24 protein-coding genes and 2 pseudogenes are annotated in these 26827 nt (G+C 69.3%); 11 read left to right on the forward strand and 15 right to left on the reverse strand.

Annotated features, from left to right (window positions below; translation table 11 throughout):
• Window positions 1-70: 70 nt before the first annotated feature.
• From MOV08_RS27720 to MOV08_RS27735, 4 genes are all read left to right on the forward strand, one after another.
• Window positions 71-265, forward strand: coding sequence for a hypothetical protein (locus MOV08_RS27720; protein ID WP_039636553.1), 195 nt, complete (start codon window positions 71-73; stop codon window positions 263-265).
• Window positions 262-492, forward strand: coding sequence for a hypothetical protein (locus tag MOV08_RS27725; RefSeq protein ID WP_052286898.1), 231 nt, complete (start codon window positions 262-264; stop codon window positions 490-492). Before MOV08_RS27720 ends, MOV08_RS27725 begins: the two co-directional genes overlap by 4 nt.
• A gap of 52 nt (window positions 493-544) precedes the next feature.
• Window positions 545-1291, forward strand: a complete 747-nt coding sequence (gene recO / locus MOV08_RS27730; RefSeq protein ID WP_039636555.1) for a DNA repair protein RecO — start codon at window positions 545-547, stop codon at window positions 1289-1291.
• A gap of 77 nt (window positions 1292-1368) precedes the next feature.
• Complete coding sequence (locus MOV08_RS27735) at window positions 1369-2187, forward strand: isoprenyl transferase (RefSeq protein WP_039636557.1); 819 nt, start codon at window positions 1369-1371, stop codon at window positions 2185-2187.
• Window positions 2188-2297: 110 nt separating this feature from the next.
• On the opposite strand, the gene MOV08_RS27740 is transcribed toward MOV08_RS27735, so the two are convergent.
• The 4 genes from MOV08_RS27740 to MOV08_RS27755 form a co-directional block, all read right to left on the reverse strand.
• Window positions 2298-2741, reverse strand: coding sequence for a Fur family transcriptional regulator (locus MOV08_RS27740; protein ID WP_039636559.1), 444 nt, complete (start codon window positions 2739-2741; stop codon window positions 2298-2300).
• A 200-nt stretch (window positions 2742-2941) separates the two neighbouring features.
• Window positions 2942-3826 carry a metal ABC transporter permease gene (locus MOV08_RS27745; protein ID WP_102924073.1) on the reverse strand — a complete coding sequence of 295 codons (885 nt, stop codon included), beginning with the start codon at window positions 3824-3826 and terminating at the stop codon, window positions 2942-2944.
• Window positions 3827-3838: 12 nt separating this feature from the next.
• Window positions 3839-4663: a metal ABC transporter ATP-binding protein gene (locus MOV08_RS27750; RefSeq protein ID WP_275309290.1), complete on the reverse strand. Its 825-nt coding sequence runs from the start codon at window positions 4661-4663 to the stop codon at window positions 3839-3841.
• 103 nt (window positions 4664-4766) lie between these two features.
• Complete coding sequence (locus MOV08_RS27755) at window positions 4767-5729, reverse strand: metal ABC transporter substrate-binding protein (protein WP_039636565.1); 963 nt, start codon at window positions 5727-5729, stop codon at window positions 4767-4769.
• 221 nt (window positions 5730-5950) lie between these two features.
• On the opposite strand from MOV08_RS27755, the gene MOV08_RS27760 reads away from it, so the two are divergent.
• Complete coding sequence (locus MOV08_RS27760) at window positions 5951-7333, forward strand: glycine--tRNA ligase (protein ID WP_039636567.1); 1383 nt, start codon at window positions 5951-5953, stop codon at window positions 7331-7333.
• Window positions 7334-7495: 162 nt separating this feature from the next.
• Here MOV08_RS27760 and MOV08_RS27765 read toward each other — a convergent pair whose 3' ends face one another.
• The 3 genes from MOV08_RS27765 to MOV08_RS27775 form a co-directional block, all read right to left on the reverse strand.
• Window positions 7496-8077: a TetR/AcrR family transcriptional regulator gene (locus MOV08_RS27765; protein ID WP_039636568.1), complete on the reverse strand. Its 582-nt coding sequence runs from the start codon at window positions 8075-8077 to the stop codon at window positions 7496-7498.
• Between the two features lie 521 nt (window positions 8078-8598).
• Complete coding sequence (locus MOV08_RS27770; RefSeq protein ID WP_039636570.1) at window positions 8599-9603, reverse strand: aldo/keto reductase; 1005 nt, start codon at window positions 9601-9603, stop codon at window positions 8599-8601.
• Between the two features lie 162 nt (window positions 9604-9765).
• Window positions 9766-11229: an MFS transporter gene (locus tag MOV08_RS27775; RefSeq protein WP_275309292.1), complete on the reverse strand. Its 1464-nt coding sequence runs from the start codon at window positions 11227-11229 to the stop codon at window positions 9766-9768.
• Between the two features lie 101 nt (window positions 11230-11330).
• On the opposite strand from MOV08_RS27775, the pseudogene MOV08_RS27780 reads away from it, so the two are divergent.
• Both MOV08_RS27780 and MOV08_RS27785 read left to right on the forward strand, forming a co-directional pair.
• Window positions 11331-11597 (forward strand): annotated as a pseudogene (locus MOV08_RS27780) (XRE family transcriptional regulator); the annotation flags it as partial.
• Between the two features lie 109 nt (window positions 11598-11706).
• Window positions 11707-12108, forward strand: coding sequence for a hypothetical protein (locus MOV08_RS27785; RefSeq protein ID WP_275309294.1), 402 nt, complete (start codon window positions 11707-11709; stop codon window positions 12106-12108).
• A 3-nt stretch (window positions 12109-12111) separates the two neighbouring features.
• Here the strand turns inward: MOV08_RS27785 and MOV08_RS27790 are convergent, their stop codons facing one another.
• A complete protein-coding gene (locus MOV08_RS27790) occupies window positions 12112-12693 on the reverse strand; it encodes a hypothetical protein (RefSeq protein WP_275309296.1) in 582 nt (193 codons plus the stop codon).
• Between the two features lie 240 nt (window positions 12694-12933).
• Window positions 12934-13140, reverse strand: coding sequence for a hypothetical protein (locus MOV08_RS27795; RefSeq protein WP_275309297.1), 207 nt, complete (start codon window positions 13138-13140; stop codon window positions 12934-12936).
• Between the two features lie 166 nt (window positions 13141-13306).
• Here MOV08_RS27795 and MOV08_RS27800 point away from each other — a divergent pair, with 166 nt between their 5' ends.
• The gene (locus MOV08_RS27800; RefSeq protein WP_275309298.1) at window positions 13307-14530 is read left to right on the forward strand and encodes a helix-turn-helix domain-containing protein; all 1224 of its coding nucleotides are present in this window, start codon (window positions 13307-13309) and stop codon (window positions 14528-14530) included.
• A gap of 683 nt (window positions 14531-15213) precedes the next feature.
• Here MOV08_RS27800 and MOV08_RS27805 read toward each other — a convergent pair.
• The 4 genes from MOV08_RS27805 to MOV08_RS27820 form a co-directional block, all read right to left on the reverse strand.
• Window positions 15214-16842, reverse strand: a complete 1629-nt coding sequence (locus tag MOV08_RS27805) for an HK97 family phage prohead protease (protein WP_275309299.1) — start codon at window positions 16840-16842, stop codon at window positions 15214-15216.
• Between the two features lie 120 nt (window positions 16843-16962).
• On the reverse strand, window positions 16963-18228 hold the full coding sequence (locus tag MOV08_RS27810; protein ID WP_275309301.1) for a DUF3631 domain-containing protein: 1266 nt from the start codon (window positions 18226-18228) through the stop codon (window positions 16963-16965).
• Window positions 18225-18728 carry a hypothetical protein gene (locus MOV08_RS27815; protein ID WP_275309302.1) on the reverse strand — a complete coding sequence of 168 codons (504 nt, stop codon included), beginning with the start codon at window positions 18726-18728 and terminating at the stop codon, window positions 18225-18227. Before MOV08_RS27815 ends, MOV08_RS27810 begins: the two co-directional genes overlap by 4 nt.
• Window positions 18729-19173: 445 nt before the next feature.
• The gene (locus MOV08_RS27820; protein WP_275309303.1) at window positions 19174-20598 is read right to left on the reverse strand and encodes a recombinase family protein; all 1425 of its coding nucleotides are present in this window, start codon (window positions 20596-20598) and stop codon (window positions 19174-19176) included.
• 325 nt (window positions 20599-20923) lie between these two features.
• Here MOV08_RS27820 and MOV08_RS27825 point away from each other — a divergent pair.
• Window positions 20924-21595 (forward strand): annotated as a pseudogene (locus MOV08_RS27825) (MmyB family transcriptional regulator); the annotation flags it as partial.
• 10 nt (window positions 21596-21605) lie between these two features.
• On the opposite strand, the gene MOV08_RS27830 reads toward MOV08_RS27825, so the two are convergent.
• Complete coding sequence (locus MOV08_RS27830; protein ID WP_275309305.1) at window positions 21606-23063, reverse strand: MFS transporter; 1458 nt, start codon at window positions 23061-23063, stop codon at window positions 21606-21608.
• A gap of 65 nt (window positions 23064-23128) precedes the next feature.
• On the opposite strand from MOV08_RS27830, the gene dusB reads away from it, so the two are divergent.
• A complete protein-coding gene (dusB, locus tag MOV08_RS27835; RefSeq protein WP_039636577.1) occupies window positions 23129-24265 on the forward strand; it encodes a tRNA dihydrouridine synthase DusB in 1137 nt (378 codons plus the stop codon).
• Here the strand turns inward: dusB and MOV08_RS27840 are convergent.
• A complete protein-coding gene (locus MOV08_RS27840; protein ID WP_275309307.1) occupies window positions 24211-25224 on the reverse strand; it encodes a helix-turn-helix transcriptional regulator in 1014 nt (337 codons plus the stop codon). The two genes, dusB and MOV08_RS27840, sit on opposite strands and share 55 nt — an antisense overlap.
• A 30-nt stretch (window positions 25225-25254) precedes the next feature.
• Here MOV08_RS27840 and MOV08_RS27845 point away from each other — a divergent pair, with 30 nt between their 5' ends.
• Entirely contained in the window at window positions 25255-26799 is a 1545-nt protein-coding gene (locus MOV08_RS27845) for an MFS transporter (RefSeq protein ID WP_275309309.1), read from the forward strand.
• The last annotated feature ends 28 nt before the right edge of the window (window positions 26800-26827 follow it).

Below are 26827 nucleotides of genomic sequence, written 5' to 3' on the forward strand. Positions count from 1 at the left end.
GCCGGTCCTGTTGCCCAGGCTAGCTCCGGAGCGTCACGCTTTCGCTGCGAATCGTGAAAAGGAGCCGCTGATGAAGAATCGCGACGAAGTTGAGACCGTGATCAAGGAATTGCGGGAAGCTCTGGCCCGAGCTGGCATCATTTTGCCGTCGCTCGGCCTCGACCCGGTTTCGTACGCGCATCGCACCATGCCCCCGCTCGTGGAATTGGGTCGCTGCAATATGGACACCGCCCGGCGGCTGGCGAAGGCGCTGGGGGAGCGGTGAGTACGGCGACGGCGATCCCGGATGTCGGGGCGTATGTGATCGACACCCGGGACGGGCGGGTGGGGGAGGTCATGGGTCGGGAGGGGGCACGCCTCCGGCTGCGACCCGTCGGGGGCGGGCGGGAGTGGGAGTGCGCCCCCGGGGCCACCCGGTGCGCCACCGCCGGCGAGCGGCTCCGGGCGGAGACCCGCTACGCCAACGCCCGCAGCCGCGGCGAGCGGGCCTGAGGCCCCACGGGGCGCGGGCCGGACCGCGGCGGGCGTGGGCGAGAATGGCGGTATGACTCTGTTCCGCGACGACGGCATCGTGCTGCGCACCCAGAAGCTGGGTGAGGCGGACCGGATCATCACGCTGCTCACCCGCGGCAACGGCCGGGTGCGGGCCGTGGCGCGCGGGGTGCGGCGCACGAAGTCGAAGTTCGGGGCCCGGCTGGAGCCGTTCTCGCACGTGGACGTGCAGTTCTTCGCACGCGGCGGGGAGCTGATCGGGCGCGGGCTGCCGCTGTGCACGCAGAGCGAGACGATCGCCGCGTACGGTGGCGCGATCGTGACGGACTACGCCCGCTACACGGCCGGGACGGCCATGTTGGAGACCGCCGAGCGGTTCACCGAGCACGAGGGCGAGCCGGCCGTCCAGCAGTACCTGCTGCTGGTCGGCGGGTTGCGGACGCTGGCCAACGGGTTGCACGCGCCGCACCTGGTGCTGGACGCGTTCCTGCTGCGCTCGCTGGCGGTGAACGGCTATGCGCCAAGTTTCGACGCCTGCGCGCGGTGCGGAATGCCCGGTCCGAACCGGTTCTTCTCGGTGGGGTCGGGCGGCGTGGTGTGCGGTGACTGCCGGGTGCCCGGAAGCGTCGTACCCTCCTCAGAGGCCATCGGACTCCTGAGCGCGCTGCTGACCGGCGACTGGGAGACCGCGGACGCCTGCGAGGCGCGCCATGTCCGGGAGGGCAGCGGCCTCGTCGCGGCGTATCTGCACTGGCACCTGGAGCGCGGCCTGCGGTCCCTGCGCTACGTGGAGAAATAGCGCGGGGCGGCACCGCCGGGCCACGACGACACCGTGAAGACACCGTCCATCGATATTGCATAGGAGACGTGGGGCGCATGGCAGTACGCGGGATTCTGGGGCGTAATCGACGTGAATACCAGACGCCCGAGCCGCATCCCTCGGGTGCGCGTCCGCCGAGGATCCCCGGCGAGCTCGTCCCGAACCACGTCGCGATCGTGATGGACGGCAACGGGCGGTGGGCCAAGGAGCGCGGACTGCCGCGCACGGAGGGCCACAAGGTGGGCGAGGGCGTCGTGCTCGACGTTCTCAAGGGCTGCATCGAAATGGGCGTGAAGAACCTCTCGCTCTATGCCTTCTCCACCGAGAACTGGAAGCGGTCGCCGGACGAGGTCCGCTTCCTGATGAATTTCAACCGGGACGTCATCCGACGGCGCCGGGACGAAATGGACGCGCTGGGTATTCGTATCCGCTGGGTCGGCCGGATGCCGAAATTGTGGAAGTCCGTCGTCCAGGAACTCCAGATCGCCCAGGAACAGACCAAGAACAATGACGCGATGACGCTGTACTTCTGCGTCAATTACGGCGGCCGGGCGGAGATCGCGGATGCCGCGGCGGCCATCGCGGCGGACGTCCGGGCCGGGAAGCTGGACCCGTCCAAGGTCAACGAGAAGACCGTGGCGAAGTACATGTACTACCCGGACATGCCCGATGTCGATCTGTTCGTCCGGCCCTCCGGTGAGCAGCGGACCTCGAACTACCTGATCTGGCAGAGCGCCTACGCCGAGATGGTGTTCCAGGACATCCTTTGGCCTGATTTCGACCGCCGGAACCTCTGGGACGCGTGCCTGGAGTACGCCAAGCGGGACCGCCGGTTCGGCGCGGCGCCGCTGGAAACGGGCGAGACGGCGACCTGAGCGCTGGCCCGCTGCACGGCGGGCCGGTGGAACGGCGGACGGGCCGCCTCCCTGTGGGGGAGGCGGCCCGTCGTGTTCGGGGACGGTGAGCAGGACCGGCAGCCGGGGCGTCAGACGCCCCTGTTCCTCGCCCCGGCCTCCGCCTTCGACGCGCAGTCGCCGCAGGTCCCGAAGATCTCGACGGTGTGCGCCACATCGCGGAAACCGTGCTCGGTGGCGATCTGCTCGGCCCACTTCTCCACCGCCGGGCCCTCGACCTCGACGGCCTTGCCGCAACCGCGGCAGACCAGGTGGTGGTGATGGTCGTCGCTGTTGCACCGGCGGTAGACGGCCTCGCCGTCGCTGGTGCGCAGCACGTCGACCTCGCCGGCGTCGGCGAGGGACTGGAGCGTCCGGTAGACGGTGGTCAACCCGACCGAGTCGCCCCGGTGCTTGAGCATGTCGTGGAGCTCCTGCGCGCTGCGGAACTCGTCGACCTCGTCGAGTGCGGCCGAAACCGCGGTGCGCTGCCGCGTCGACCGGCCGCGGACCGGAGATCCCGCGCTCGTCGCCACCGTTGCCTCCCTAGGACGTCAGGACTTCTCCCGCGCATGCGTTTGGCCATTGTGCCAGGTGATGGCCGGAAGCCCTGTTCGGCGCTTACCTCTACTCCCTTATGTATCCCTCGGACGGGCCGCCCCACACCGCCCCGAGGACCGTCCCCGCGCGCCGGCGCGGCCTTGCGCACCGGCGCGACGGGATGCCTGTGACGCCGTTACACCCGGACGTCGTCCTCGGCGGTGCGGCTGGCCGGTACTTCCAGGGTGCACCCCTTCCCGGCCGCCGCGGCCCGCCTTCTGGCCAACGGGGTGGCCAGCGCCGTGAAGACCACGAACAGGGCGATGGCGAACAGCACGATGGTCGCGCCGGACGGCACATCGACGTAGTACGAGGCGGTGGTGCCGGTGAGGGTCACCGCCACGCCGATCGCCACCGCGGTCGCGAAGGTCACCGCGAAGCTGCGGCTGATCTGCTGGGCCGCCGCGACCGGGATCACCATCAGCGCGCTGACCAGCAGCAGACCGACCACCCGCATGGCGACCGTGACGGTGACCGCGGCGGTCACCGCGATCAGCAGGTTCAGCAGCCGCACCGGCAGGCCGGTGACCCGGGCGAACTCCTCGTCCTGGCAGACCGCGAACAGCTGGCGGCGCAGCCCCACCGTGATCGCCAGCACCAGCGCGGCCAGTACGTAGATCGTCGTCATGTCCTGCGGCGAGACGGTGGTGATCGAACCGAACAGATACGTGCCCAGGTTGGCGCTGGAGCCCGCGTCCGAGAGGTTCATCAGCATCACACCGCCCGCCATGCCGCCGTAGAACAGCATGGCCAGCGCCAGATCGCCGCGGGTCTTGCCGTACCAGCGGATCAGCTCCATCACCACCGAACCGACGACCGCGACCGCGGTGGCGACCCAGACCGGGCTGGTGTTGAGCAGGAAGCCCAGGCCGACGCCGGTCAGCGCGACATGGCCGATGCCGTCGCCCATCAGGGCCTGGCGGCGCTGGACGAGGTAGATGCCGATGGCGGGCGCGGTGATCCCGACGATCAGGGCGGCGATCAGCGCCCGCTGCATGAAGGCGAAGTCGAGCATTTCCATGGTGGCGGGCCCCTAGCTCAGCAGGCCGGTGCGGAGCGGCTCCGCGGCGGCGTCGGCGTGCGGATGGACGTGGTCGTGGCCGGGCAGGGCGTGCTGCCCGACCGCCTCGGGCGGCGGGCCGTCGTGGACGACGCAGCCGTCCCGCAGCACCACCGCGCGGTCGATCAGCGGCTCCAGCGGGCCGAGTTCGTGCAGCACCAGCAGGACCGTGGCGCCGCGGCCGACCTGTTCGCGCAGCGCCGAGGCCAGCACCTCCTGGCTCGCCAGGTCCACGCCGGCCATCGGCTCGTCCATGATCAGCAGATCGGGTTCGCCGGCCAGCGCCCGGGCGATCAGCACCCGCTGGTGCTGCCCGCCCGACAGGGCGTTGACCGAGTCCTTGACCCGGTCCGCCATCCCGACCAGTTCCAGCGCGTGGTGCACCGCGGCCCGGTCCGCCTTGCGGAGCAGGCCGAGCTTCGTCCGGGCCAGCCGGCCGGCGGTGACCACCTCGCGGACGGTGGCCGGCACCCCGCCGGCCGCGGTGGTGCGCTGCGGCACGTATCCGACCCGCGCCCAGTCCTTGAAGCGGCGGAACGGCGTCCCGAAGAGCGCGAGGTCACCGCTGGTCAGCGGGACCTGGCCGATCACCGAGCGAACGGCGGTGGACTTGCCCGAGCCGTTGGCGCCGAGCAGCGCGACGACCTCGCCGGACCGCACGGTCAGATCGACGCTGCGCAGCACCGGTCGGGAGCCCAGCGACGCGGTCGCCCCGCGCAGCTCGATGACCGCCGACCGGTCCCCGGCGGGCCGGTCACCGGCCTGCGGGGCTATGACGGGCTGGCCTGTGTCCTTCATCTGTCGACCTCCGTCGTGCGATGCGTCCTGGTGTGCGGGGTGTGCGGGGTGTGCGGGGCGTACCGCGCGGGGTGCGCGGGACGCGGGAGGGGCCCGGGGCCGGTCACTTGGTGCCGAGCGCCTTCTGGAGTGCGGCGAGGTTGGCGCGCTGCACCGAGAAGTAGTCCTTGCCGCGGGACTTGTCGGTGATCCCCTCCAGCGGATCCAGCACGTCGGTCTTCAGGTGCAGGTCGCCGGCGAGGGTCTTGGCGGTGGCCGGGTTGGCCAGCGTCTCGAAGAACACGGTGGAGACGTGGTGCTGCTCCGCGAGGGTGTGCAGGTCCTTGATCCGGTTGGCGCTGGGCTCGGACTCCGGGTCCAGGCCGCTGATCGCCTCCTCGGTCAGGCCGTAGCGCTCGGCGAGGTAGCCGAAGGCGGCGTGCGTGGTGATGAAGGTGTCCGAGGCGCGGTTCTTCAGCCCGTCCGCGAACTCCTTGTTCAGCGCGTCCAGCTTCTTCACCAGGACGTCGGTGTTCTTCTGGTAGTCGGCCCTGTGCTTCGGGTCGGCCTCCGCGAGCGTGGTGTTGACGCCCTTGGCGACCTCGGCGAACTTCACCGGGTCCAGCCAGACGTGCGGGTCCTGGCCGGGCTCGGACTCGGAGTGCGCGTGGTTGTCGCCGGTGGTGTGGTGGTGCCCGTCCACCTCGGGGCCGTGCGTCTCCATGCGGGTCAGCTTCGCCGCGTCGGCGATGTGCTGCACCCCGGACTGCGCGACCGCGTCGTCCACGGCGGGCTGCAGGCCCTTGAGGTAGACGATCGCGCCGGACTCGCTGAGCTGGCCGGTCTGCTTGGGGGTGAGCGTGAGGTCGTGCGGCTCCACGCCCGGCTTGGTGAGGTTGGACACCTCGACGTGCGACCCGCCGATCTGCTCGGCGAGGAACTGCATCGGATAGAACGACGCCGCCACCTTCAGCTTGCCGTCGTCGGTGCGCCCGGAGGCGGTGGTGGAGCAGGCGGAGAGGCCGAGCAGGCCGAGTACCGCGGCTCCGGCGACGGCCGCGCGGGATATGTGAGGGCGTACGTTCATGACAGTCATTTTCAACAAACATGGAAATGATTGTCAACAAAGTGCGTGCCAGGTCACAGGGCGAAGACAACCGGCCGGAAGCTATCGGAATCGATTTGGTCCGGGGGGTACGCCCGCCGCTACCCTGAACTATTCGCCCAGCCGTCTCGCGATCACCACACCGCATCGCGGCGCATCGCGCCCCCCTATCCACTGTCCGACGTCGTACTGAAGAGAGCACCGTGGCCGCCGACAAGATCGATACCATCGTCAGCCTGAGCAAGCGCCGTGGCTTCGTCTACCCCTGCAGTGAGATCTACGGCGGCTCCCGCGCTGCCTGGGACTACGGTCCCCTCGGCGTCGAGCTCAAGGAGAACATCAAGCGCCAGTGGTGGCGTGCCATGGTCACCTCCCGCGAGGACGTGGTCGGCATCGACTCGTCGGTGATCCTGGCTCCCGAGGTGTGGCAGGCGTCCGGCCACGTCGCCACCTTCACCGACCCGCTCACCGAGTGCACCTCCTGCCACAAGCGCTTCCGCGCCGACCACCTGGAGGAGGCGTACGAGGCCAAGCACGGCAAGCTCCCCGAGAACGGCCTCGCCGACGTCAACTGCCCGCACTGCGGCAACAAGGGCGGCTTCACCGAGCCCAAGCAGTTCTCCGGTCTGCTCTCCACCCACCTCGGCCCGTCGCAGGACACCGCCTCCGTCGCCTACCTGCGCCCCGAGACCGCCCAGGGCATCTTCACCAACTTCGCGCAGGTCCAGCAGACCTCCCGGAAGAAGCCGCCGTTCGGCATCGCCCAGATGGGCAAGTCCTTCCGGAACGAGATCACTCCGGGCAACTTCATCTTCCGGACCCGCGAGTTCGAGCAGATGGAGATGGAGTTCTTCGTCAAGCCGGGCGAGGACGAGCAGTGGCACGAGTACTGGATGGAGCAGCGCTGGAACTGGTACCGCGACCTCGGTCTCCGCGAGGAGAACGTCCGCTGGTACGAGCACCCCAAGGAGAAGCTCTCCCACTACTCCAAGCGCACCGCCGACATCGAGTACCGCTTCCAGTTCGGCGGCTCGGAGTGGGGCGAGCTTGAGGGCGTCGCCAACCGCACCGACTACGACCTCAACGCGCACTCGAAGGCGTCCGGCCAGGACCTCTCCTACTTCGACCAGGAGGCCGGCGAGCGCTACACCCCGTTCGTCATCGAGCCGGCGGCCGGTGTCGGCCGCACCATGCTCGCCTTCCTCCTCGACGCCTACACCGAGGACGAGGCGCCGAACGCCAAGGGCAAGCTGGAGAAGCGCACCGTGCTGCGCCTCGACCCGCGCCTGTCCCCGGTGAAGGTCGCGGTCCTGCCGCTCTCCCGCAACCCGCAGCTCTCCCCGAAGGCCAAGGGGCTCGCCACGGACCTCCGCAAGTTCTGGAACATCGAGTTCGACGACGCGGGCGCCATCGGCCGTCGCTACCGCCGCCAGGACGAGATCGGCACCCCGTTCTGCGTCACCGTCGACTTCGACACCCTCGACGACAACGCGGTCACGGTGCGCGAGCGCGACACCATGAAGCAGGAGCGCGTCAGCCTGGACCAGATCCAGTCCTACCTGGGCGCGCGTCTGCTCGGCTGCTGAACCGCCTGACGGCGGGAGCGCCGACGACGGCCAGGCCCGTGCCCACGGGCCGTGGCCGTCGACCGCCCCGCCGGACGCCGATGTGAACGCCGGCCGGTCCCCTGTGTGTTGGGGACCGGCCGGCGTCGTGTTCGCCCTCGGGGGTGCTTCCCGCTACCCCGGCTACCCCCGCAGCCCGCGCAGTACGAGGTCGCGGACCGCCTCGAAGTCGGCGGTGATCTCCGGGCGGGACCACTCGGCGGCGTAACAGGGGTCGTGGAAACGGCCGGTGGCGGCGAAGACGGCATGGGCGGTGGTGGTGGGCGAGGCCGCATGGAAGGCGCCTTCCCCGACCCCCGCCTCGATGATCTTCGCCAACTGCGCTTCGAGGTCGCCGACGTGCCGTTCGACCACGCCGCCGCTCTCGCCGATCAACGTCATGTACGTGGCGAAGAGTTCGGGATCGTCACCGGCCTTGTGCCGCTTGGCCTCGAACAGCGTGGCCAGCCAGCGACCCAGCCGGTCCGCGGCGGCCCCCTCGTCGTCGACGATGGTCGCCAGCTGCTCGCTCGTACGGTCCAGCCAGCGCGCCGTGACCGCCTCCCGCAGCGCCGCCTTCGTACGGAAGTGCCGGTACACGCTGCCGTGACTGACGCCCAGCGCCCGCGCGACATCGACGACCGTGGCCTTGGCCGGGCCGTACCGGCGCAGCACCTCCTCGGTGGCTTCGAGGATCCGCTCTGGCGTCAACGTCTCGGGGGGCATGGGGTCGGATCGACCTTTCGATTGAACGGTGCACGTACGTATATGGACCGTACCCGTTCGCTGCGCTTGGCTGGCTTCCCACGTAGCCGGCGTTCCCGCCGTGGGGGTTCGCGCTTTTGCGCCTGCGGCGCGGGGCGGGTCCGCTGCGCGGGGCTTTTCGGGTGCGGTGCCGGGTCTGTGGGGTGGGGGATGTGCGGACTGCTGCGCTTTACGTCCGCATCCCCACCCCACAGACCCGTCCCCTCCCGTTGGTGGTCATGAAGATGGTGGGTGGGGGCGGGCGCCGGTGGGCCCCTGCGGGTTCGTCGCTGAGTGGTGACCGTCACCGGGCCACCGGCGTGAGGCTGGACGCACCTGTCTTTCCCACCCACTCACGGGAGGGGACGGGTCGGAGGGGGTGGTGTGCAGGACGTAAAGCGCAGCAGTCCTGCACACCACCCCCGCAGGCCCGTCACCGCACCCAACAGCCCCGCGCAGCGGACAACGCATCTCCCGCCGTCAGGCGGACACGGCGGACTGGGTCAGCGTTCGCTGTCCAAGTGGGCCATCTGCGACGTCGGGTAGCGGTCGCCCGCCGCGGCGCCGGCGGGGACGGCCTGTTCGATGGCGGTGAGGTCGGTGGGGGTCAGGGTGACGTCCAGGGCGCCGAGGGCCTCGGTGAGGCGGTCGCGGCGGCGGGCGCCTACCAGGGGGACGATGTCCTCGCCGCGGGAGAGGACCCAGGCGATGGCGGTCTGGGCGACGGTGATGCCCTTCTCGTCGGCGATCTTGCGGAGGGCGTCGACCAGGTCGAGGTTGCGGTCGAGGTTCTCGCCCTGGAAGCGCGGGGACATCCCGCGGAAGTCGTTGGCGGCGAGCTTGCGGTCGCGGGCGAAGTGGCCGCTGATCAGGCCGCGGGAGAGGACTCCGTACGCGGTGATGCCGATGCCCAGTTCGCGGGCGGTGGGCAGGATCGCGTCCTCGATGCCGCGGGAGAGCAGGGAGTACTCGATCTGGAGGTCGGAGATCGGGGCGACGGCGGCGGCCCGGCGGAGGGTCTCCGCGCCGACCTCGGAGAGGCCGATGTGCCGGACGTGGCCGGCCTCGACGAGCTCGGCGATGGCGCCGATGGTCTCCTCGATCGGGACGTCGGGGTCGACGCGGGCGATCCGGTAGATGTCGATGTGGTCGGTGCCCAGCCGCTGGAGGGAGTACGCGGCGAAGTTCTTCACCGCGGCGGGGCGGCCGTCGTAGCCGCTGAAGCCGCCCTCGACGGTGCGCAGGGCGCCGAACTTCACGCTGATAAGGGCCTTTTCGCGGGCGGCTGCGGGGGCCGTGCGGAGCGCTTCGTTGATGAGCAGTTCGTTGTGGCCCATGCCGTAGAAGTCGCCGGTGTCGAGGAGGGTGACGTCGGCTTCGAGGGCGGCGTGGACGGTGGCGAGGGATTCGGCGCGGTCGGCGTCGCCGTAGAGGGCGGACATGCCCATGCAGCCGAGGCCGAGGGCGGAGGTCTGCGGGCCGGTGGTGCCGAGGGTGCGGGTCTGCACGGCGTGCTCCTGGGGTGCATAGGGAGGGGGAAAGGGGCGTCGACGGGCCGGTGGCGCGTCGTGCCGTGCATCAACCATGACATGTGGAGTGACAGATTTCAATATCTGTCAGTCGGATGGGGGAGGGTGGGGAGGGTGGGCTTTCCTTGGGCTCCGTTGGGGTCAGCGCATGGTGCGGGGGAGGCGGAGGCCCAGCAGGGTGGTGCCCGCGACGATCGCCAGCTGGGTCAGCAGGGCGGCGAGGAACGCGTCGCGGATGCCGGCGGAGGGGAGCAGGGCGAGGAAGAGCGTGCCGAGCGTCGCCACGCCCAGTGCCAGGCCCGACTGCTGGGTGGTGATCATCACGCCGCCACCGACCCCGGCCTGCGCCACCGGCAGCTCGCTCAGCACGATCCGCAGCAGCACCGGCAGCACCAGCCCCTGGCCGATGCCCAGGACCGTCATGCTCGGCGCGAGCGCGGCGACCGGGATGTCGGGCCAGCCCGCGTGGACGGTCAGCGCCAGGATCGCGAGTCCGACGCCCTGGATCAGCGAGCCGGCGATCACCACCTTGCGCCCGAAGCGGTGCACCAGCCGGGGCCCGGCCAGCGAGGCGAGGAAGAACGCGACGCAGAGCGGGGCCAGCGAGACGCCCGCGGCCAGCGGCCCGTAGTGCAGTCCGCTCTGCAGGGCCACCGCCACCACGAACATGAAGCCGCCGAAGCCCACCGAGAACGGGACGATCATGGTCAGGCCGCTGCGGACGGAGCGGATGTGGAAGAGCGAGGGCGGGACCAGCGGCGTGCGGCCGGTGCGTTCCGCGCGGCGCTCCACGGCCACGAACGCCACGGCGGCGAACGGGAAGACGGCCAGCAGCAGCCAGGACCACAACGGCCAGCCGGCGGCGCGGCCCTCGGTCAGCGGCAGCAGCAGGCTGATCAGGGAGAGGGCGAGCAGCGCGGTGCCGGGAGCGTCCACCCGGCTGGGGTGCGGCGAGCGGGTCTCGGGCACGGTGCGGGCCGCGAGCAGCCAGGCCACGGCGGCGATCGGGACGTTCACCAGGAACACCGCGCGCCAGCCGCTGCCCGCCAGGTCCACCGAGACCAGCAGCCCGCCGAGCACCTGGCCGACGGCGCTGGAGACCCCGGCCGTACCGCCGTACAGGCTGACGGCCTTGGCGCGCCGCTTGCCGGAGGTCGTGGCCTGGATGGTGGCGAGCACCTGCGGCAGCAGCAGTGCGGCCGCCGCGCCCTGGGCGACCCGGGCGGCCACCAGCGTCCAGGCGTCCGGGGCCAGTCCGCAGGCGAGCGAGGTCAGGCCGAAGGTGGCCAGCCCCCACAGGAACAGGCGGCGCCGGCCGACCATGTCGCCGAGCCGGCCGCCCAGGACCAGCAGCGTGGCGTAGGCGACGCCGTAGCCGGCCACGACCATCTCCAACATCGCGGGGCCGGCGTGCAGATCGCGGTCGATGGTCGGCAGGGCGACGTTGACGATGAAGAAGTCGATCAGGGGGAGGGCCGCGCCCAGCAGGACGGTCAGCAGGCCGAGCGGGGTCAGCAGCGGGGCGGTCGCCGGGCGGGGGCGGGCCGCCGCCGGGGCGGTGGACGGGGTGGCGGGGGCGGCGGTTGCCAGGGGTGTTTCACTCACGGGGACGACAATCCCGTCCCGCTCAGCCGGGTACCAGAGTGTTCTTATCCTGGTATGAGCGCTACCTGGCAACCGGCTGCGGGCTGCGGCACGCTGGACGCATGACGGTGGATGCGCGCGAGGCGGCCGGGGCGACGGGGACGCGGGGCGAGGCGGGGACGGAACCGGCGGATCGCGCCGGGCGCCGGGCCCACGACTCGGTCCGGCGGGCGGAGTTGGCGGCCTTCCTGCGCAGCCGGCGCGAGCGGATCACCCCCGAGCAGGTCGGGCTGCCGCGCGGCACCCGCCGCCGCACTCCGGGGCTGCGCCGCGAGGAGGTCGCGCAGCTCGGCGCCGTCGGCGTCACCTGGTACACCTGGCTGGAACGGTACACCCCTTGGGATACGCCAGGACATGCGTTCGCCTGACCTCCGGGAACCCTGGCCTGCGTCGGGACGGTACCCGGACAGTCCGGCGAAGGGCCTAGGCTCCGGTGTCATGGCTGAGGCTTACGTCACCGGCGACGGGCACCGGGCGTGCGGCATCTGCCCATCGCGCCGCTTCCCCTTCGGTGAGTTCGATGTGTTTGAGCGGCCGACGAAGGAATGCCCGTTCAACCCAGCGGACGGCCATCGGTACACCACCGACGGCGTGCCGGTCTGCGTCCATCCGGAGAAGGTCGGGATTCCGGCCGGGCGGTACAAGAGCGAGAACGCCCCGCTGACAGCGGAGATCCGGTTGCCCACCGCCGAATCTGATTTGGTCCCGTACTTGCGTGAGCTGTTGCACAGCGCAGCGCCGATACTGCTCGAAGGGCTCATCGAGCAGGCCACCGCCGAGATTCCCCGCGCGTTCCCGGACGTTGACGTCATCACGACGCTGCGCCGCGCACTCAGCTAGCCGCTACACGGCGACCAGTTCCGCGAAGTCGATGACGTGGGCCTGCCCCATGTTCAGGAAGCCTGCCGCCTCGTACTTCTGGCGAAGGATGCCCAGCCGTCGCTGTGCCTCCTCGTGATCGATCCAATAGCGATCCGACGGCTCACCCCACGCGAGCGCGTACGCCCGGTGTGTGTAGTCGCCGGTCCGGTAGTCGGTGTGCTCCTGGTCGGTCTGGTGGATGATCTGGACGCCGACCCGCTCCGTGATGCGTGCCAGCAGTCGCGGTTGCGCGATCATGGCGTGGGTCATCTCGTCCACCGGAATCGCGATGGGAATCTCTGATGCCTTCTCGTCGCGGGTCATCTCGAAGACGGCCGCCTTGAGGGAGAGGGCGCGAAGCCCCTCGCTGAGAAGCGGGGTCTTGTCCGACTCCTGGTCGTACTTGCTGATGACGGGCGCACCCGCGAAGCACGCCCAGTCCTCGTCGTACTTGAGCGACGCAGTGGCGAAGGCGTCGAACTCCGGGTCAGCCAGGATGGCCGACAGGATCTCTGTTGCTCGCGCCGCCACCTTTTCAGGTGCGGGGAGGGATGTGGCGTTCACTTCCGCACTCTCCTTTTCGGTTGTGTGCATTCGTTGCCCCGTCTCGTTGAGCGGGGCCTGGCCCACCCCCTTGCCGTCTTCTCCCGCCATGGGGCTGGCGGTACCGAGGCGTCAAGCAAGGGGGCGGGAGTCTCTAGCGAGCGGTCGATAGGCCGACGCCGATCACGAAGCCGCACGACGAACTCACCGCGATGATCAGAAGCGGTCCCGCAAAACGGCCGACGAACGCGGCAGCATGCCTCACGCCTGCCTCACCTGCTCGGGGCACGTCGTCCACTCCCGACCACCACGTTCGGGTCTGATGAAGGCGAGGCTCTGCGTCCGGCGCCAGTAGGACGGCGCGGCGGGATCGATCCACTCGTCATCCACCGCCTTGAGCACGCCTATGCGCCCCGTCGCCTCGTCGCACACGAGCTGACCCACGAGCGTTGCAAGATTGCTGTTCATCTCCCGCTCCCTCCTCACGACGTGCACCCGGCGGCGGGCTCAACTGACAGGCAACCGCGCCAAGTTGGAGGTGGCCACGGCAGAAAGGCCGCAGTCCTGCCGCAGCGTGGCCGCAGTGGCTACGCTGACCAGGGCGGATGTACCCGGACAGGGAGGGACGGCCAGGATGACCAGCCCCAGCAGGCGGCGAAGGTTCGCTGAACGCCGGAAGGCGTGCGGGTTCAACCAGGAGGAATTCGCGGAAGCGGTCGGGGTTGATCGCTCTACTGTGCAGCGCTGGGAAAAGGGAGAGTACGGCCCCCAGCCATGGCAACGGCCGAAGATTGCCATGGCATTGGATGTCAGCGCGAATGAGCTTGAGGCACTCCTAACTCCCGACATCCACCACGTACCGCAGCCCCCGGTTGGGTGGACGTCTGCATCACCCCCCACGTCTGATGACGAATTCGAAGCCCTTGAGCTGGCGCGAAGGGTCACGGCAAGTGATGTCGGGGTGGAGACGCTAAGTAGGCTTGAGAACGCCTTTGACGAATTGGCTATGAAATATCCGGTGTCCCCGCCTCAGGAACTTTTGGAGCGCGTGAGGAGACATGCCGCGTACGTCAGTCATCTGATGGGCGCGAGGATGACGCTTGCTGAACAACGCAGGCTTTTTGTCATCGGAGGCTGGTTTCAGCTCTTCGGGGCAACGCTCCATATCGACCTGAATCAGGAGCACGCCGCTACGGCTCGATTGCAAACAGCCGCCACGCTCGCCCGTCACGCCGAACATCGTGAGATCGAAGCATGGTGCTTCGAGACAGACGCTTGGCGAGTTCTTACGGGAGGGGAGTACAACCGTGCGCTTGAACTCTCTCAGGTCGCGCAACAACTCGCCCCGGCGGGAAGTTCAGTCGCGATCCAAGCAACAGCTCAAGAAGGCAGGGCAAGGGCGCGCCTAGGAGAGAAGGAGACCTACGCGGCGATTGACAGAGTTCAACGCATGTCGGCGGTACTCATTCCACGAAAAGGTACCGAGCATCATTACCAATACGACCCGGCTAAGTCGCTCGCCTACACGGCGACGACATTGGCTTGGGTCGGAGACCCTGCCGCAGAGACATACGCGCGGGAAGTAATTGCCCAACTGGCCCCCGCTGACGATATTCATAAATGGCCGCGTCGTGTCGCTTCAGCTAATATCGATCTGGCTTTGACCTTGCTCCGTGGTGATCGTCTAGATGAAGCGTGCAACGCTGCCCAACGGGCAATAATGTCCGGTCGAATCGTTCCGTCTAACCATTGGCGCGCGTTGGAAGTCGTCAAAGTCGTTGAAGCGCGACAGCTTCCGGAAGCCTCGGACCTCCGAGAGGCTTACCAGGGGCTCAAAGCGCTAGGCGCGGGAGACTAGAACACAGAAATCCCCCGACGGTCACCCAGCATGGGTGGTCATCGGGGGAATCTGATTGTGCTTCGCGGGAGTTTTCTCCCCTTTCGCAGCACGTTCAAGTGGCTTAACTACCCCTTAAAGGGGTCATTCTCAGGGTAGTCAAACGTGCAGTGCTCAGTGTTCCCAAGGGATTTGCCGCATGGGGGCGTGGAAAAAAGTTCACACCTAGGGCGCGTGTGTCGAGCTGGGGCCGGGATCGGGAAGAGGTCCGTTCTCTGAACTTTGAGACCGGTTACCCCTTCCCCTGTAGGCCTCTTGAAGCTCAGTCGCCCATCAGAGTTCGATCACTGAAATCGGCGAGCCGCTTCGTGTCGCCTTCTCATGGATGTGCGCACCAGAGGGAACGGGAAGCCAGTCGGTCCGGCCGGACTCAAGCCAGCAGCCCCGGCACATCATGCTCAGGTTTTCCCGCGTGCGCTTCCCGCCGCGCTGAATTGGCGTTCGCCATCCGATCCCGACTGCCCTGGACGGCCCGAACGCATCGCATGGTTCACAGCGGAGTACATCTGTTCTCAGCCGGGCGAGACGAGAACATGCCGCTATGATCTCTGGCTCGTCCTCAGGTGAACGGCCAAGCCAACGGATGTGCCCAGCTATAAGGGCACCCCACCTTTTCAGAGTGCCCCCTTCCGTGTGCTCCCCCCTCACTTCTGGGCCCCCGCCTGCCGTCGCCGGGAACGGATTCGCTGGGCTTCGTCATCCGTGTAGACAGGGGTAGTTACCGCGTGGGTGCGCTTCTCTTCAAGGGGTAGTGCCCTGAATGCCTCAAGGTCGGCAGCGTGCTTGGCAGCCTCAGCAGCAAGCACTGCCGGGTGATTCAGGGCAAGCTCTGCCTTGTCCGCGAACGCCATAAGGTCGGGGGTGTTGTCGGGCAGGGTGGCGCTCAGAATCTGAACCGATCCTGCTTCCTGTACCCATACCCCGGCGACGCGAGCAAGCGCGCGGAACAGCACCCGGTCTTCGCTGAACGCCTCCGGCGCAAGACGAGAGACGACAATGGAAATGTCACTATGCAGTCCGACGAAGATCCGGGAAGTGTCGGCAACAACCGCTGTGTTGGCGGGGAGATACTGCGAGACAACCGGCGTCAGCTTGTAGATTCCCTTGGGCCACTCCGTGGCAGGGACTTCGTCACGAAGAGCCTTCGCGGCTATCGGGTCAACCCAAAGAGTTGTGGCCTCTGCACCGGTCGTTTCCATACGCGCAAGAGCCGCGCTGATCTCAGCCACGGACGGGGCAATGTGCTTCGTGTCGCCCTGAGCAAGCAGGCCGATCACGCGCCGGTTGTCGTTCGGATCGGCCGGACCGGCACCGTTAAAAAGGCCCTTGTCAATCCCGCGAGCCATGGCAGCGGCAAGGGACTGGTTGATACCGGCTACAAGATCCGGGCGTGCGTCCTGAAGCACCTCTGAGGACGCCCGCTCAAGGGCACCGAACTTGACTGCGCGGGAAGTCCGAGACGTGATATCCGTGTCCGGCTCCGGGATCGGGGTGTGAGCGTCCACGTAACCGCCGTCGCCCGTCTTGATGGCCGGGAGCATCATCGAAGGCTCATGCATGGGAAGTTTGTTGGACGACGGAATGTTCGCCAGAAACCGGGACTTCGGGCCGATCATGTTGACCCACAGTGCAGCCGGTTCGGTAGCCGTCCACTGGGAGCCATTCGGGATCTGACGCTGGTTCACCGGCAGGAAGCCGTCAGCAGTACGGATAGGGGCGCTAGTCATGCGGGACTCACTTTCATTCGGGTACAGGGCCTCAAGCGCGCGGGCGCTCGCGGTCGTGGTCGGGTAGGCGGGATTCGTGACAGGTCCGAGTTCGTAAACGGTCATCGACGTGACGACACGGATGGGCAGGCCGGTTTGCGGGTCGTCGTCGCTTGCTCGTTTCTGGCCGCCCGGGTTCACCCGGAAGGTGAATGAGCTGCCGATTACGTCGCCACGTTTGATCAGTTCGGCCACGTCGCGGCCGGCCTGGGTATTCGGGATATCGATCTCGTACCGCACGCCTTCCGTGTCAGCGACAAGCCGAAGCGTTCCCGAACTGCGGCGACCGAGCACGTTGTCGACGCTGTGGTTGAACGTGGCCAGTACGTCGTTGCGAGCCGTCGCCGGATTCCACGCGGACGGAGCGATGCGCTCCCGAAATCCCCCTAGGTCGTGGCTCAGTTCGTTGAATCGGATTGCGTAACCACTGATCGTGTTTACGCCTCCGGAACTTCGGAGCGATACAGCAAGCGGAGCAGTCCGCCTCTGGATCTCTGTGTTGGGCATAGCCCTTTTCCTCTCGTCGGGTCCTGGTTGCGGAGCGGGACAGGGCATGGGAAAGGGACACGGGGCAAGGTGTTGGCCTGCTGTTTTTGCTCCGCGTCCCTGTGTCCCGGCCTGTCCCGCCTACTGACGGAAGAGCGACCCGGCTTCCTCTTCCGCCTCTTCGTCGCCGTGCTCTTCGTCGTCCTCAGTCACGAGTGGCGGCAAGGCGCGTTCCCACGCATCGGCAAGTGCCGACCAGCGGTAGCCGTACGACCGGCCGTGTGCCGTCCGGACACGAACCTGTTTGAGCCCGTGCTCGCGCAAGAGGGCGGCAACGTCTTCGGCGCGCAGTTCGTCCGGTCCGCTGAACCGCTGGAAGGTCAGCGGGTCCAGGTCGATTACGGCAGACGCGATGTCGTCCTTGCTGATGGCGACCGGCCAGACTCGGGCAGGGCGGGCCGCGTGATGCAGCCTGAGCGCCGTAAGAAGCCGTGCGGACGCTGAGCCGTCTACCCGCTCCGCAGCGTCTTCCTTGGCTGCCTCAATCGCCGCGAGGCAGCGCTCAGGCCAGACCCCGCCCGCGAGAACTGCCGTCAGGAAGAGGCAGGACCAAATCTCGTGATCTCGCCCATCCGTGACGCTGGTGATCCGGTCGTCCAGCAAGAGGGCAAGCATGTCCGCCGGGTCGGCGATCCGGACTGCCGCCTCTGCCGCCCAATCGGAAAGCGCAGTACGGACGTTGTCCAGCTCGGTTCCGTGCGCCACGGGTAGAAACGAGTCGGGCCGCTCCTCTCTTCGGGCGCGCTTCGTGTGAACCACGAAAGTACGTGTCAGCAGTGCGTCAGGGAGCCGGGCCGTGGCCAGTCCGGCGAACGCGACCGGGCCGAAGCACGGGTAACGGATCACCTCCTGCTGCTTGTCCTTGTGTGCTCGCACGACCACCGCCCCGCGCTTGTAGCCAGAGTTCAGGATGATGGTCAAGTCGTCTTGATTTCCAGCGGAGTTCGCGGAGTAGGTGCGGTCAAGCTCATCAGGGAAGAGCGTCACCGGATATGCGCCTGGTTCATCCGCCGACGCTGCCGCGCTGATGATGCGGAGCATGGACGCCGCCGACAGCGAGCCCACGTCCTGACCGTTCGCGGCAAGACGGCTGAGGATTTCCAGGGCGCGTGTCTTCCCGCTGCCAGGCGAGCCCGAGAAGAAACCAAGCCGTGGAGCAACGGGAAGGTCCGGGCAGCGCGTGAGCAGGTGCGTGTAGGCCGTCCATAGCGTCACCACATCGAAATGTCGGGGCTCAGGGAACCACACGAAGCGCCGTAGTGCCGCCTCCGTCCGCGTGAGCGCGTCGGCGCCACCGGGGGTCACCTTGGCCTGAGCCTTGAGGACTTCTGTAAGGGAGTTGGTCACGCGCGGACCGCCCGCTTGAGCGCCCTGCCGAAGCGGTACGCCACACCCCCGGCATGCGTTCCGGACATGCTGATACGGCTTGCCGCACAAACGAGCTCAGCGGGCGCCTGACGGCCGTTCTCCGCGTAATCGACCACAAGGGCCAGGACGACGCCACGAAGGTCCATGAGCCCTGCTGTGGCGTGCTTGCCGCCCAGCCCGAAGCGCGGGGGCTTTCCCGGCTTCGTCTCGACGGCGACCGATAGGCCGGTGTCGGCAACAGCGTCCAGCAGCGCGGACGCGGACCGCTCGGCGCACCCGGGAATGTGTACGGTGTGCGGGTTGGCGAGGTCTTCGAAGTGGCTGCCGAAGTCGCCCGAACGGCCTTGCTGGGCTAGGTAGTTCAGCAACATTTCGCGGTCGTGCGGGAAGAAGTCTGTTGACCACTTCTCGTCGTCCGGGCGCGGAGCGTCCAGCCGTTCGGTAGCGCGCCGGAGCGCCTGGGCATGGGTAATCATCATGGGGTCTGTGCCCTCTCATAGATAGGTGTCGGCCTGTGGTCGGGACAGGCAGGGACAGGGGGACACCGGCTCTTGGCCTGCGGTGTCGTGTCCCCCTGATGGCATTCCTGTCCCAGGTAGCGCTTCACCCCCGCTCAAGGGGGCGGATCGCCTCGCGTAGTGGGGCGGGGTTGGACCACCTGCTGGATTGAGTAGGTGGTCCGCTTTGCCCTCTCCCTGGCATCTGGGGAGCGGGTTGCCTTCCCCCCTGGGGGGAGCGCAAGGGTTTCCTTAAGGCGCGTCGGCGCCTTCGCTTGGCTCTCAGAAATAAGAGAGGGGGTCGATTGCCTGAAAACGGGCTCAGCGGCACACGGCAGCTTGTGACGCTCATCACGTGTGACTGGAGAGCTGAAGAAGCCCCACCCCTCCGAGGGGAGAGGGGCAGGGCCGTACGGCACGCAGACGGTTACGCGGCCGCCTCGTACTCAGTGCTGTCCGCTTCCTGTTGCGTCGTGTTCCAGTCGATGGCGACGCGTCCGCCGGGGTGACCGTTCGGATAGACGGTGACTGTGCAACCCCAGTCGGCGAGTAGGCCCCGCCGCGTGTCCTCCGTTGTGGCGTCCCACGCCTCCCACAGCAGCACGCCAGTGCGCGTCCACGTCTCGGTTACCTCGGGGTCGTGCTCAGCTTCCAGACGGGCGTAGGTGGCTTCGATCTCGTTCAGCTTGGCGACGAGGGTTTCCAGCGCCGGGCCGTCCACCTTCGCCACGGCCTTCGTGACCCGCTCACGGGATGCGGCAAGGTCTGCCATGTCGGCACTGTGGTCCACACCGCCGGAATAGGTGACCTCATACAGCGGCTCGTCTCCATGCTTGGTACGGAATTCCGCGTACACCAGGGGCTCTATCAGGTGGGCCATGATCGAGCCGTGCCCGTGCTTGCACTTGTAGAGCCGCTGCTTACGGCGCGAGAGTCCGCCGTTCATCTTGCAGCCCTGCGAGCAGAGCACCATCCCGGACAGCTGGTGCGCGTCCTCCCGTTCGGCGCGCTCTCCGCCCTCAAGTTCCTTGAGACGGTCCTGAAGGCGCTTGTACGTCGCCGCGTCGATCACCTCGGGCCCGAACCGGACGGGGGTCACGCCGTCCTCTTCGGTCACAAGCTCACCCTTGAACTCGCGCCATCCCCGCAAGGTCACGCTGTGAAGCAGGTTGCGCCACTGCTGACGGCCGATGGGCAGGGCACGCGCCGTAGCGGCCAGCGTGGCCCGCCTGCCACGCGCGAGGAGTACGTCTATCTGCTCGCGGACCAGGGCGAACGCGTCAGCGTCTTCCGCAAGGTACGCCTTGCCGTCGCGCCGCTCCATCACGTACGGGAACGGGGCCTTGCCGGATATCCAGCGGCCTTGCGCCCGGCGCTCTTCGTGGGCCGCTTCGCTGCGGTCCGTGATGATGCCCAGCTCCCATTCGGCGACGGCCGCGATGATGGTTGCGATCAGCCGTCCGGTCCCGGACTTGTCGGCGCTGTCCAGCAGGCTGTCTGATGTGACCAGCCGTACGCCGTTCTCGTCGGCCCAGTCCATGAGCTTCTGGAACTCACGCACGGACCGCGCGAAGCGGTCGAGCTTCCACGCGATGACGACGGCGGGGCAGGCCGCCATGATCCGGGCCATGCCCTTCTTGCGGGCCTCAAGAGCGGACCCGCCGGACACGCCATCGTCTACGTAGGCGTTCGCCTCAGCGGCGGCGATCGTCTCGGCGTCGAAGCCCAGCGCCTCAGCCTTGAGACGGCAGGCGCGAAGCTGGACGTCCAGCGACGACGATTCGTCGGACGAGCGGGACAGACGGAGGCTGAACGCGAGCTCAGCACGGGCAGGGGCAGCAGTGTCGGTCACACGACGGTTCGAGGGAGTGGAACGCCTGATCACGACGGGCGGCATGTCCCCGCGAAGGGGCGCAAGCGTCCTGGCAGGGGCGAAGGTCTTCACGCCCGGGGTCTTGTGAGTCGATTGCCCGGCATCGCTGACCAGGGCTGACGGGACGGGGGCGGCGGCGGTCGTCTTCACACTCGCCCTGGAGCGCAAGGACTTCCCGGAAACGCGGGTGTCAGGTGCGGAAGTGGTCACACTGGCTGTGGACATCGGCGAATTCCCCAGGGATCTGCCCCCGGACAGCCCCGGCAGTGTGACGCCGGTTGTGTCCTAGGGGGTGAACAGTTCCCTCGAACAGGGCCGGGACATCCACGTCTCGCCGCAGGTGCTGGACGCCGTCGCGCGCGCCCTGCTGCTGGACCACGCCGAGCGCAGCCACCTCTTCGCGCTGGCCGGGGCGGTCGATCCGCTGCCGGGCAAGGAGTGCGCCGGCGTCCCCCGGGCGCTGCGGGAGATCCTGGACCAGCTCGCGCCGTACCCGGCCGTCGTCCAGAACAGCCGGTTCGACATCCTCGCCTACAACAGCACCTACGGGCAGCTGCTGTGCGACCTGGACGCGCTGCCCGACGAGGACCGCAACTGCATGTGGCTGGCGTTCACCCACCCCGGATGGCGGGCGAGCCTGGTCGACCGGGAGGCCACGGTCCGCACGATGACCGCCAAGTTCCGCGCCTCGATGGCCGAGCACATCGCGGAGCCGGGCTGGAAGGCGCTGGTGGCCCGGTTGGCCGAGGCGTCGCCGGAGTTCCGTGCGCTGTGGGCGCAGCACGAGGTCGAGCGGACGACCGGCGCGGTCAAGGTCTTCCGGCACCCGGTCGTCGGCATCCTCCAGCTGACCAGCACCAGCATGTGGTTGGGGCCCTCCCACGGCTCGAAGGTGCTGACGTACACGCCGGTGGACGAGGCGTCCCGGGAGCGTCTGACGGAGCTGGAGAAGCTGGCCCACTCGCTGGTGCTGTAGGGCGGCCCGGTCACGAGCCCGTGCCGGCCCGGCTGTGGTCGTGGGCCGTCTCGTCCTCGAAGAGGGCGGCGGTGCGGTGGGCGGTGGCGCGGGCCCGGGCGCCGGTGGTCAGGGCGCCGAGGAGGAGGATGGCCGCGCCGCAGCCGACGACGATCCACCAGGCGGGGTGGGCGGCGGCAAGGAACTCCGGGCGGGTGGCGCCGGCGTGCGCGCCGCCCGCCAGTACGGCGCCGATCACCGCGACGCCCAGCGACTGCCCGACCTGCCGGCTGGTGGAGGCCACCGCCGCCGCGACGCCCGCCTGGGTGCGCGGCATACCGGACACCGCGGTGTTGGTGATCGGGGCGTTGACCAGGCCGAATCCGATGCCGAACAGGACGTACCCGGTGAAGAGCAGGGCGGGGGCCGTCTCGGTGTGGAAGGCCGCGAACAGGATGCCGCTGGCCGCCATGGCGCAGCCGGCGAGCAGCAGCGGGAGCCGCGGGCCGCGGCTGCCGACCAGGCGCCCGGACAGCGGCGCGAAGATCAGCGTCATCCCGGCCATCGGCAGCATGTAGAGACCGGCGTTCAGTGCGGACAGGCCGCGGATGTTCTGCAGGTAGAGGGTGTTGACGAACAGGAAGCCGCCGAGCGCGGCGAACGCGCAGACCGCTATCACGGTCGCCCCGGCGAACGGCGCGCTGTGGAAGAACCGCAGGTCGATCAGCGGTTCCCGGCGCCGCCGCTCGTAGGCGACCAGGGCGAGCAGGGAGACCAGCGACACCACCGCGAACGCCAGGATCTGCGCCGAGGCCCAGCCGGCTTCCGGGGCCTCGATGATCGCGTACGTCAGTGAGCCGAGCAGTACGACCACCAGCAGCTGGCCCACCGGATCGACCCGGCGCGGCCGGGGGGCGCGGGACTCGGGGACGTAGCGGAAGGTGAGCAGGAGGGCCAGGGCGCCTATCGGGACGTTGATCCAGAAGATCGAGCGCCAGCCGACGCTCTGCACCAGCAGCCCGCCGATCACCGGCCCGGCGGCCATGCTGATGCCGACCACGCCGCCCCAGATTCCGATGGCGCGGGCCCGCTCCCGGGGGTCGGTGAAGGTGTTGGTGATGATCGACATGGCGACCGGGGTCAGCATCGAGCCGCCGACCGCCTGCACCATCCGGAACACCACCAGCCACCCCAGGTCGGGCGCCAGGCTGCACAGCAGCGAGCCGAGCGCGAAGACCACCAGCCCGGCCATGAAGACCCGTCGGCGGCCCAGGCGGTCCGCGGTCGAGCCGGCGAGCATCAGGAGCGAGGCCAGCACCAGGGTGTAGGCGTCGATCGTCCACTGCATCCCGGAGACCGAGGCACCCAGCTCGTGCTGCATCGACGGCAGGGCGACGTTGAGGACGGTGTTGTCGAGACTGACGATCAGCAGGCTCATGCAGCAGATCGCCAGGACGAGCAGACGCCGCCGGCGGCTGAGGTCGGTCATGGTTGAACGCTACAACGATCCTGGCCCGGCGGCCCATGGCGGGGGGACCGGGCAGGTGCGGGACAATGGGAGCCATGACTTCGCTGCAGATCGGCCCGCACACGGTGCAGCCCCCCGTGGTCCTGGCACCCATGGCCGGGATCACCAATGCCCCGTTCCGGACGCTGTGCCGGGAATTCAGTGGTGGCAAGGGCCTCTTCGTCAGCGAGATGATCACCACCCGGGCGCTGGTCGAACGCAACGAGAAGACCATGCAGCTGATCCACTTCGACGCCGGCGAGCGTCCGCGGTCGATCCAGCTGTACGGCGTCGACCCGGTCACCGTCGGCAAGGCCGTCCGCATGATCGTCGAAGAGGACCTGGCCGACCACATCGACCTCAACTTCGGCTGCCCGGTCCCCAAGGTCACGCGCAAGGGCGGCGGCTCCGCCCTCCCGTACAAGCGGCCCCTGCTGCGCGCCATCCTGCGGGAGGCGGTCACCGGCGCCGGCGCGCTGCCGGTGACGATGAAGATGCGCAAGGGCATCGACGACGACCACCTCACCTTCCTCGACGCCGGCCGGATCGCCGTCGAGGAGGGCGTCACCGCCATCGCCCTGCACGGCCGCACCACCGCCCAGCACTACGGCGGTACCGCCGACTGGGACGCCATCGCCCGCCTGAAGGAGCACGTCCCGGAGATCCCGGTGCTCGGCAACGGCGACATCTGGTCGGCGGAGGACGCGGTGCGGATGATGCGGGAGACCGGCTGCGACGGTGTCGTCGTCGGCCGCGGCTGCCTGGGCCGTCCCTGGCTCTTCGGCGACCTGGTGGCCGCCTTCGAGGGCACCGGCGCCCCCAAGGCCCCCGGTCTGCGGGAGGTCGCGGACGTCATGGTGCGGCACGCCACCCTGCTCGGCGAGTGGTTGGGCGACGAGGCCCGCGGGGTGATCGACTTCCGCAAGCACGTCGCCTGGTACCTCAAGGGCTTCGCGGTCGGCTCCGAGATGCGCAAGCGGCTGGCGATCAGCTCGTCGCTGGCCGAGTTGGAAGCGGGGCTGCACGAGCTCGACCTGGACCAGCCCTGGCCGGCCGGCGCCGACGGCCCGCGCGGCCGGACGTCCGGCAACAACCGCGTGGTGCTCCCCGACGGCTGGCTGCGCGACCCCTACGACTGCGCCGGTGTCGGCGAGGACGCCGAGTTGGACACCTCCGGCGGCTGACCGGGGCCGGCCGGCCGCTGCGCGGAGGGCCGGACCTCCGGGTGCGCCCGGTCCGCCGCCCCGGCGAGCAGGCCGGCCGCCCCGACCTCCCGATAGCGGGCCAGCAGTTCACCGAGCACCCGCGCCGCGTCCGGGTCCGCCGGCGTGTAGATCCACAGCTTGGCGTCCGGCGCCTCGGCGCGGGTGAAGCCGGTCGCGACGATCGCCACCCGGCGGCCGTCGGCGGTCCGGAACGTCTTGCGGTGCGCGGCCGGCGCGGAGACGTCATGGCGCGCCCACATCTCCGCGAACCGCGGGGAGGCCGCACAGAGCCGGTGGACATACGCCTGCCACCACGGGTCCTGGAGCCGGCGGCCGAATTCGTTCCGCAGGTGCCCCAGCATGGCGGACACCTCGTGCTCCCAGTTCACCAGCGGCTGGGATTCCTCGTCCGCGGTGAACAGCCGCCACAGCACGTTCCGTTCCGACGGCGGCAGCAGCGCTATCCGCGGATCGAGCGCGGCATAGGCGTCGTTGAAGGCGAGGACGTCGTAACGGGCGTCGACCAGGCCCGCCGGTAGCGGGTTCAGCGCGTCGAGGATCGTCTGGAGCGTCCCCTCGCCGGGCGGCGGGTCGACGGGGGCGGGCGCGGCGGAGGCGGCGCCGGGGACGGCCGCGAGCCGGTGCAGATGCGCGCGCTCCGCCGGGTCGAGCAGCAGCGCCCGGGCGATCGCGTCCAGCACCTGCACGCTGGGGTTGATCGCGCGGCCCTGCTCCAGCCACGTGTACCAGGCCACTCCGACGCCCGCGCGCTCGGCGACCTCCTCGCGGCGCAGCCCCGGGGTGCGGCGGCGCGGGCCGACGGGCAGCCCCACGTCCTGGGGGGCGAGGCGTTCCCGGCGGAGCCGGAGGAACGCGGCGAGTTCACCGCGCCGGGCGGCGGCGGTGACGGCGGAGCGGGCGGTGGGCGGCGCGGACATCGCACCATCATCGAGGACGCCCGCGAGCGCGTGCCAGATACCACCGGTACCAGGATCACCGCGTCCTGGTACCGGCATCCGCCGCCGCTGATGATCGCCGTCATGAGCGGAACAACACACGTCCCCGGCAAGGGAATTGACGACACCCCGCGGGGTGCGCCGACGGCGCCGCACCGCGGGGCCGGAATTCTCGTCGTCGTCCTCGGCGCGGTCTTCATGGCGCTGCTGGACGCCACCGTCGTCAATGTCGCGACCCCGGCCATCCACCGCGAGCTGCGCACCACCGGCTCCGCGCTCCAACTGATCGTCTCCGGCTACACCATGGCGTACGCGGCGCTGCTGATCACCGGCGCCCGGCTCGGCGCCCGGCACGGCTTCCGGACCGTCTTCCTGCTGGGCCTGGCCGTCTTCACCCTCGCCTCGGCCGCGTGCGGGCTGGCGCCGGGGGCGGCGGCGCTGATCGGTGCCCGGGTGGTGCAGGGGCTCGGCGCCGGGTTGATGGTCCCGCAGATATACAGCCTGATCCAGCTCACCTTCGAAGGGCGGGCCCGGGCCCGGGCGTTGAGCCTGTATGCGACGGTGATCGCGGCGGCCGTGGTGGTCGGGCAGGTCGCCGGCGGGCTCCTGGTCAGCGCGGACCTGTTCGGCACCGGCTGGCGCCCGGTCTTCCTGATCAACGTGCCGGTCGGGGTGGCGCTGCTGGCCGCCGCGGCCCGACTGCTGCCGCGCGAGTCGGCCCGGACGGCCGCGGGACTGGACCTGCCGGGGCTGGTGACGCTGACCGGCACGCTGCTGTTGCTGGTGGTGCCGCTGGTGCTGGGGCGCGAGCAGCACTGGCCGCAGTGGGCCGGGGTGTGCCTGGCCGCGGTGGTCCCGGCGGCCGGGCTGTTCGTCCTGGTCGAGCGGGCGGTGGCCCGGCGCGGGGGCACACCGCTGGTGCCCGGACGGGTGCTGCGCTCGCCGGACCTGGTGTGCGGCGCGGCGGCCCTGTTCTTCTGCATGGCCGGCTACGCGGGCTTCCTGTTCGCCCTCTCCCAGCACCTCCAGACGGGCCTGGGGGAGTCCGCGGTGCACGCCGGGCTGACCTTCGCCCCGTTGGCGGTGGGCGTGGCGGCGGGCAGCCTGACCTGGCAGCGGCTGTCCGCCCGGTGGCACCTGCCGATGATCGCCGCGGCCTGCGCCCTGGCCGCGGTGGGCTATCTCGGCCTCGGCGCGGCCCTGCGCGGCGGCGGTACCGGCGGCCCGGTCGTGCCGCTGCTCCAGCTGCTCTGGGGGCTGGGCATGGGGTTCACCACCAGCCCGCTGCTGACCCTGGCGCTGTCCGGGATCGCCCCGGCCGACGCCGCCGACGCCAGCGGGGTGCTGACCACCGTCCCGCAGCTGGCCCAGGTGATCGGCGTCGCCGGCTACGGCAGCGTCTTCCTGGCCGGGGCGGCGGGCCCCGGTGGCCGGGCGGCGGCCTCGGCGGGCGCCCTGTGTGCGACCGCGCTCCCGGTGGCGGTCGGCAGCCTGCTCGCCGGGCTGGCGGTGCTGCCGCTGCTGCGGCGCCGGCGCCTTCCGGACGGGGACCGCTGAGCGGCGGCATGCGCACGGGGGACCGGAA

This window comes from Streptomyces yunnanensis, from assembly GCF_029011865.1.
Lineage (GTDB): Bacteria > Actinomycetota > Actinomycetes > Streptomycetales > Streptomycetaceae > Streptomyces > Streptomyces yunnanensis.

Coding starts and splice junctions, on each gene's coding strand:
- recO (WP_039636555.1), top strand. CDS start 545: ATGACTCTGTTCCGCGACGACGGCATCGTGCTGCGCACCCAGAAGCTG.
- MOV08_RS27800 (WP_275309298.1), top strand. CDS start 13,307: ATGACCAGCCCCAGCAGGCGGCGAAGGTTCGCTGAACGCCGGAAGGCG.
- MOV08_RS27795 (WP_275309297.1), bottom strand. CDS start 13,140: ATGAACAGCAATCTTGCAACGCTCGTGGGTCAGCTCGTGTGCGACGAG.
- dusB (WP_039636577.1), top strand. CDS start 23,129: ATGGGAGCCATGACTTCGCTGCAGATCGGCCCGCACACGGTGCAGCCC.
- MOV08_RS27785 (WP_275309294.1), top strand. CDS start 11,707: ATGGCTGAGGCTTACGTCACCGGCGACGGGCACCGGGCGTGCGGCATC.
- MOV08_RS27765 (WP_039636568.1), bottom strand. CDS start 8,077: ATGCCCCCCGAGACGTTGACGCCAGAGCGGATCCTCGAAGCCACCGAG.
- MOV08_RS27815 (WP_275309302.1), bottom strand. CDS start 18,728: ATGATGATTACCCATGCCCAGGCGCTCCGGCGCGCTACCGAACGGCTG.
- MOV08_RS27755 (WP_039636565.1), bottom strand. CDS start 5,729: ATGAACGTACGCCCTCACATATCCCGCGCGGCCGTCGCCGGAGCCGCG.
- MOV08_RS27745 (WP_102924073.1), bottom strand. CDS start 3,826: ATGGAAATGCTCGACTTCGCCTTCATGCAGCGGGCGCTGATCGCCGCC.
- MOV08_RS27840 (WP_275309307.1), bottom strand. CDS start 25,224: ATGTCCGCGCCGCCCACCGCCCGCTCCGCCGTCACCGCCGCCGCCCGG.
- MOV08_RS27830 (WP_275309305.1), bottom strand. CDS start 23,063: ATGACCGACCTCAGCCGCCGGCGGCGTCTGCTCGTCCTGGCGATCTGC.
- MOV08_RS27750 (WP_275309290.1), bottom strand. CDS start 4,663: ATGAAGGACACAGGCCAGCCCGTCATAGCCCCGCAGGCCGGTGACCGG.
- MOV08_RS27805 (WP_275309299.1), bottom strand. CDS start 16,842: ATGCCCAACACAGAGATCCAGAGGCGGACTGCTCCGCTTGCTGTATCG.
- MOV08_RS27735 (WP_039636557.1), top strand. CDS start 1,369: ATGGCAGTACGCGGGATTCTGGGGCGTAATCGACGTGAATACCAGACG.
- MOV08_RS27720 (WP_039636553.1), top strand. CDS start 71: ATGAAGAATCGCGACGAAGTTGAGACCGTGATCAAGGAATTGCGGGAA.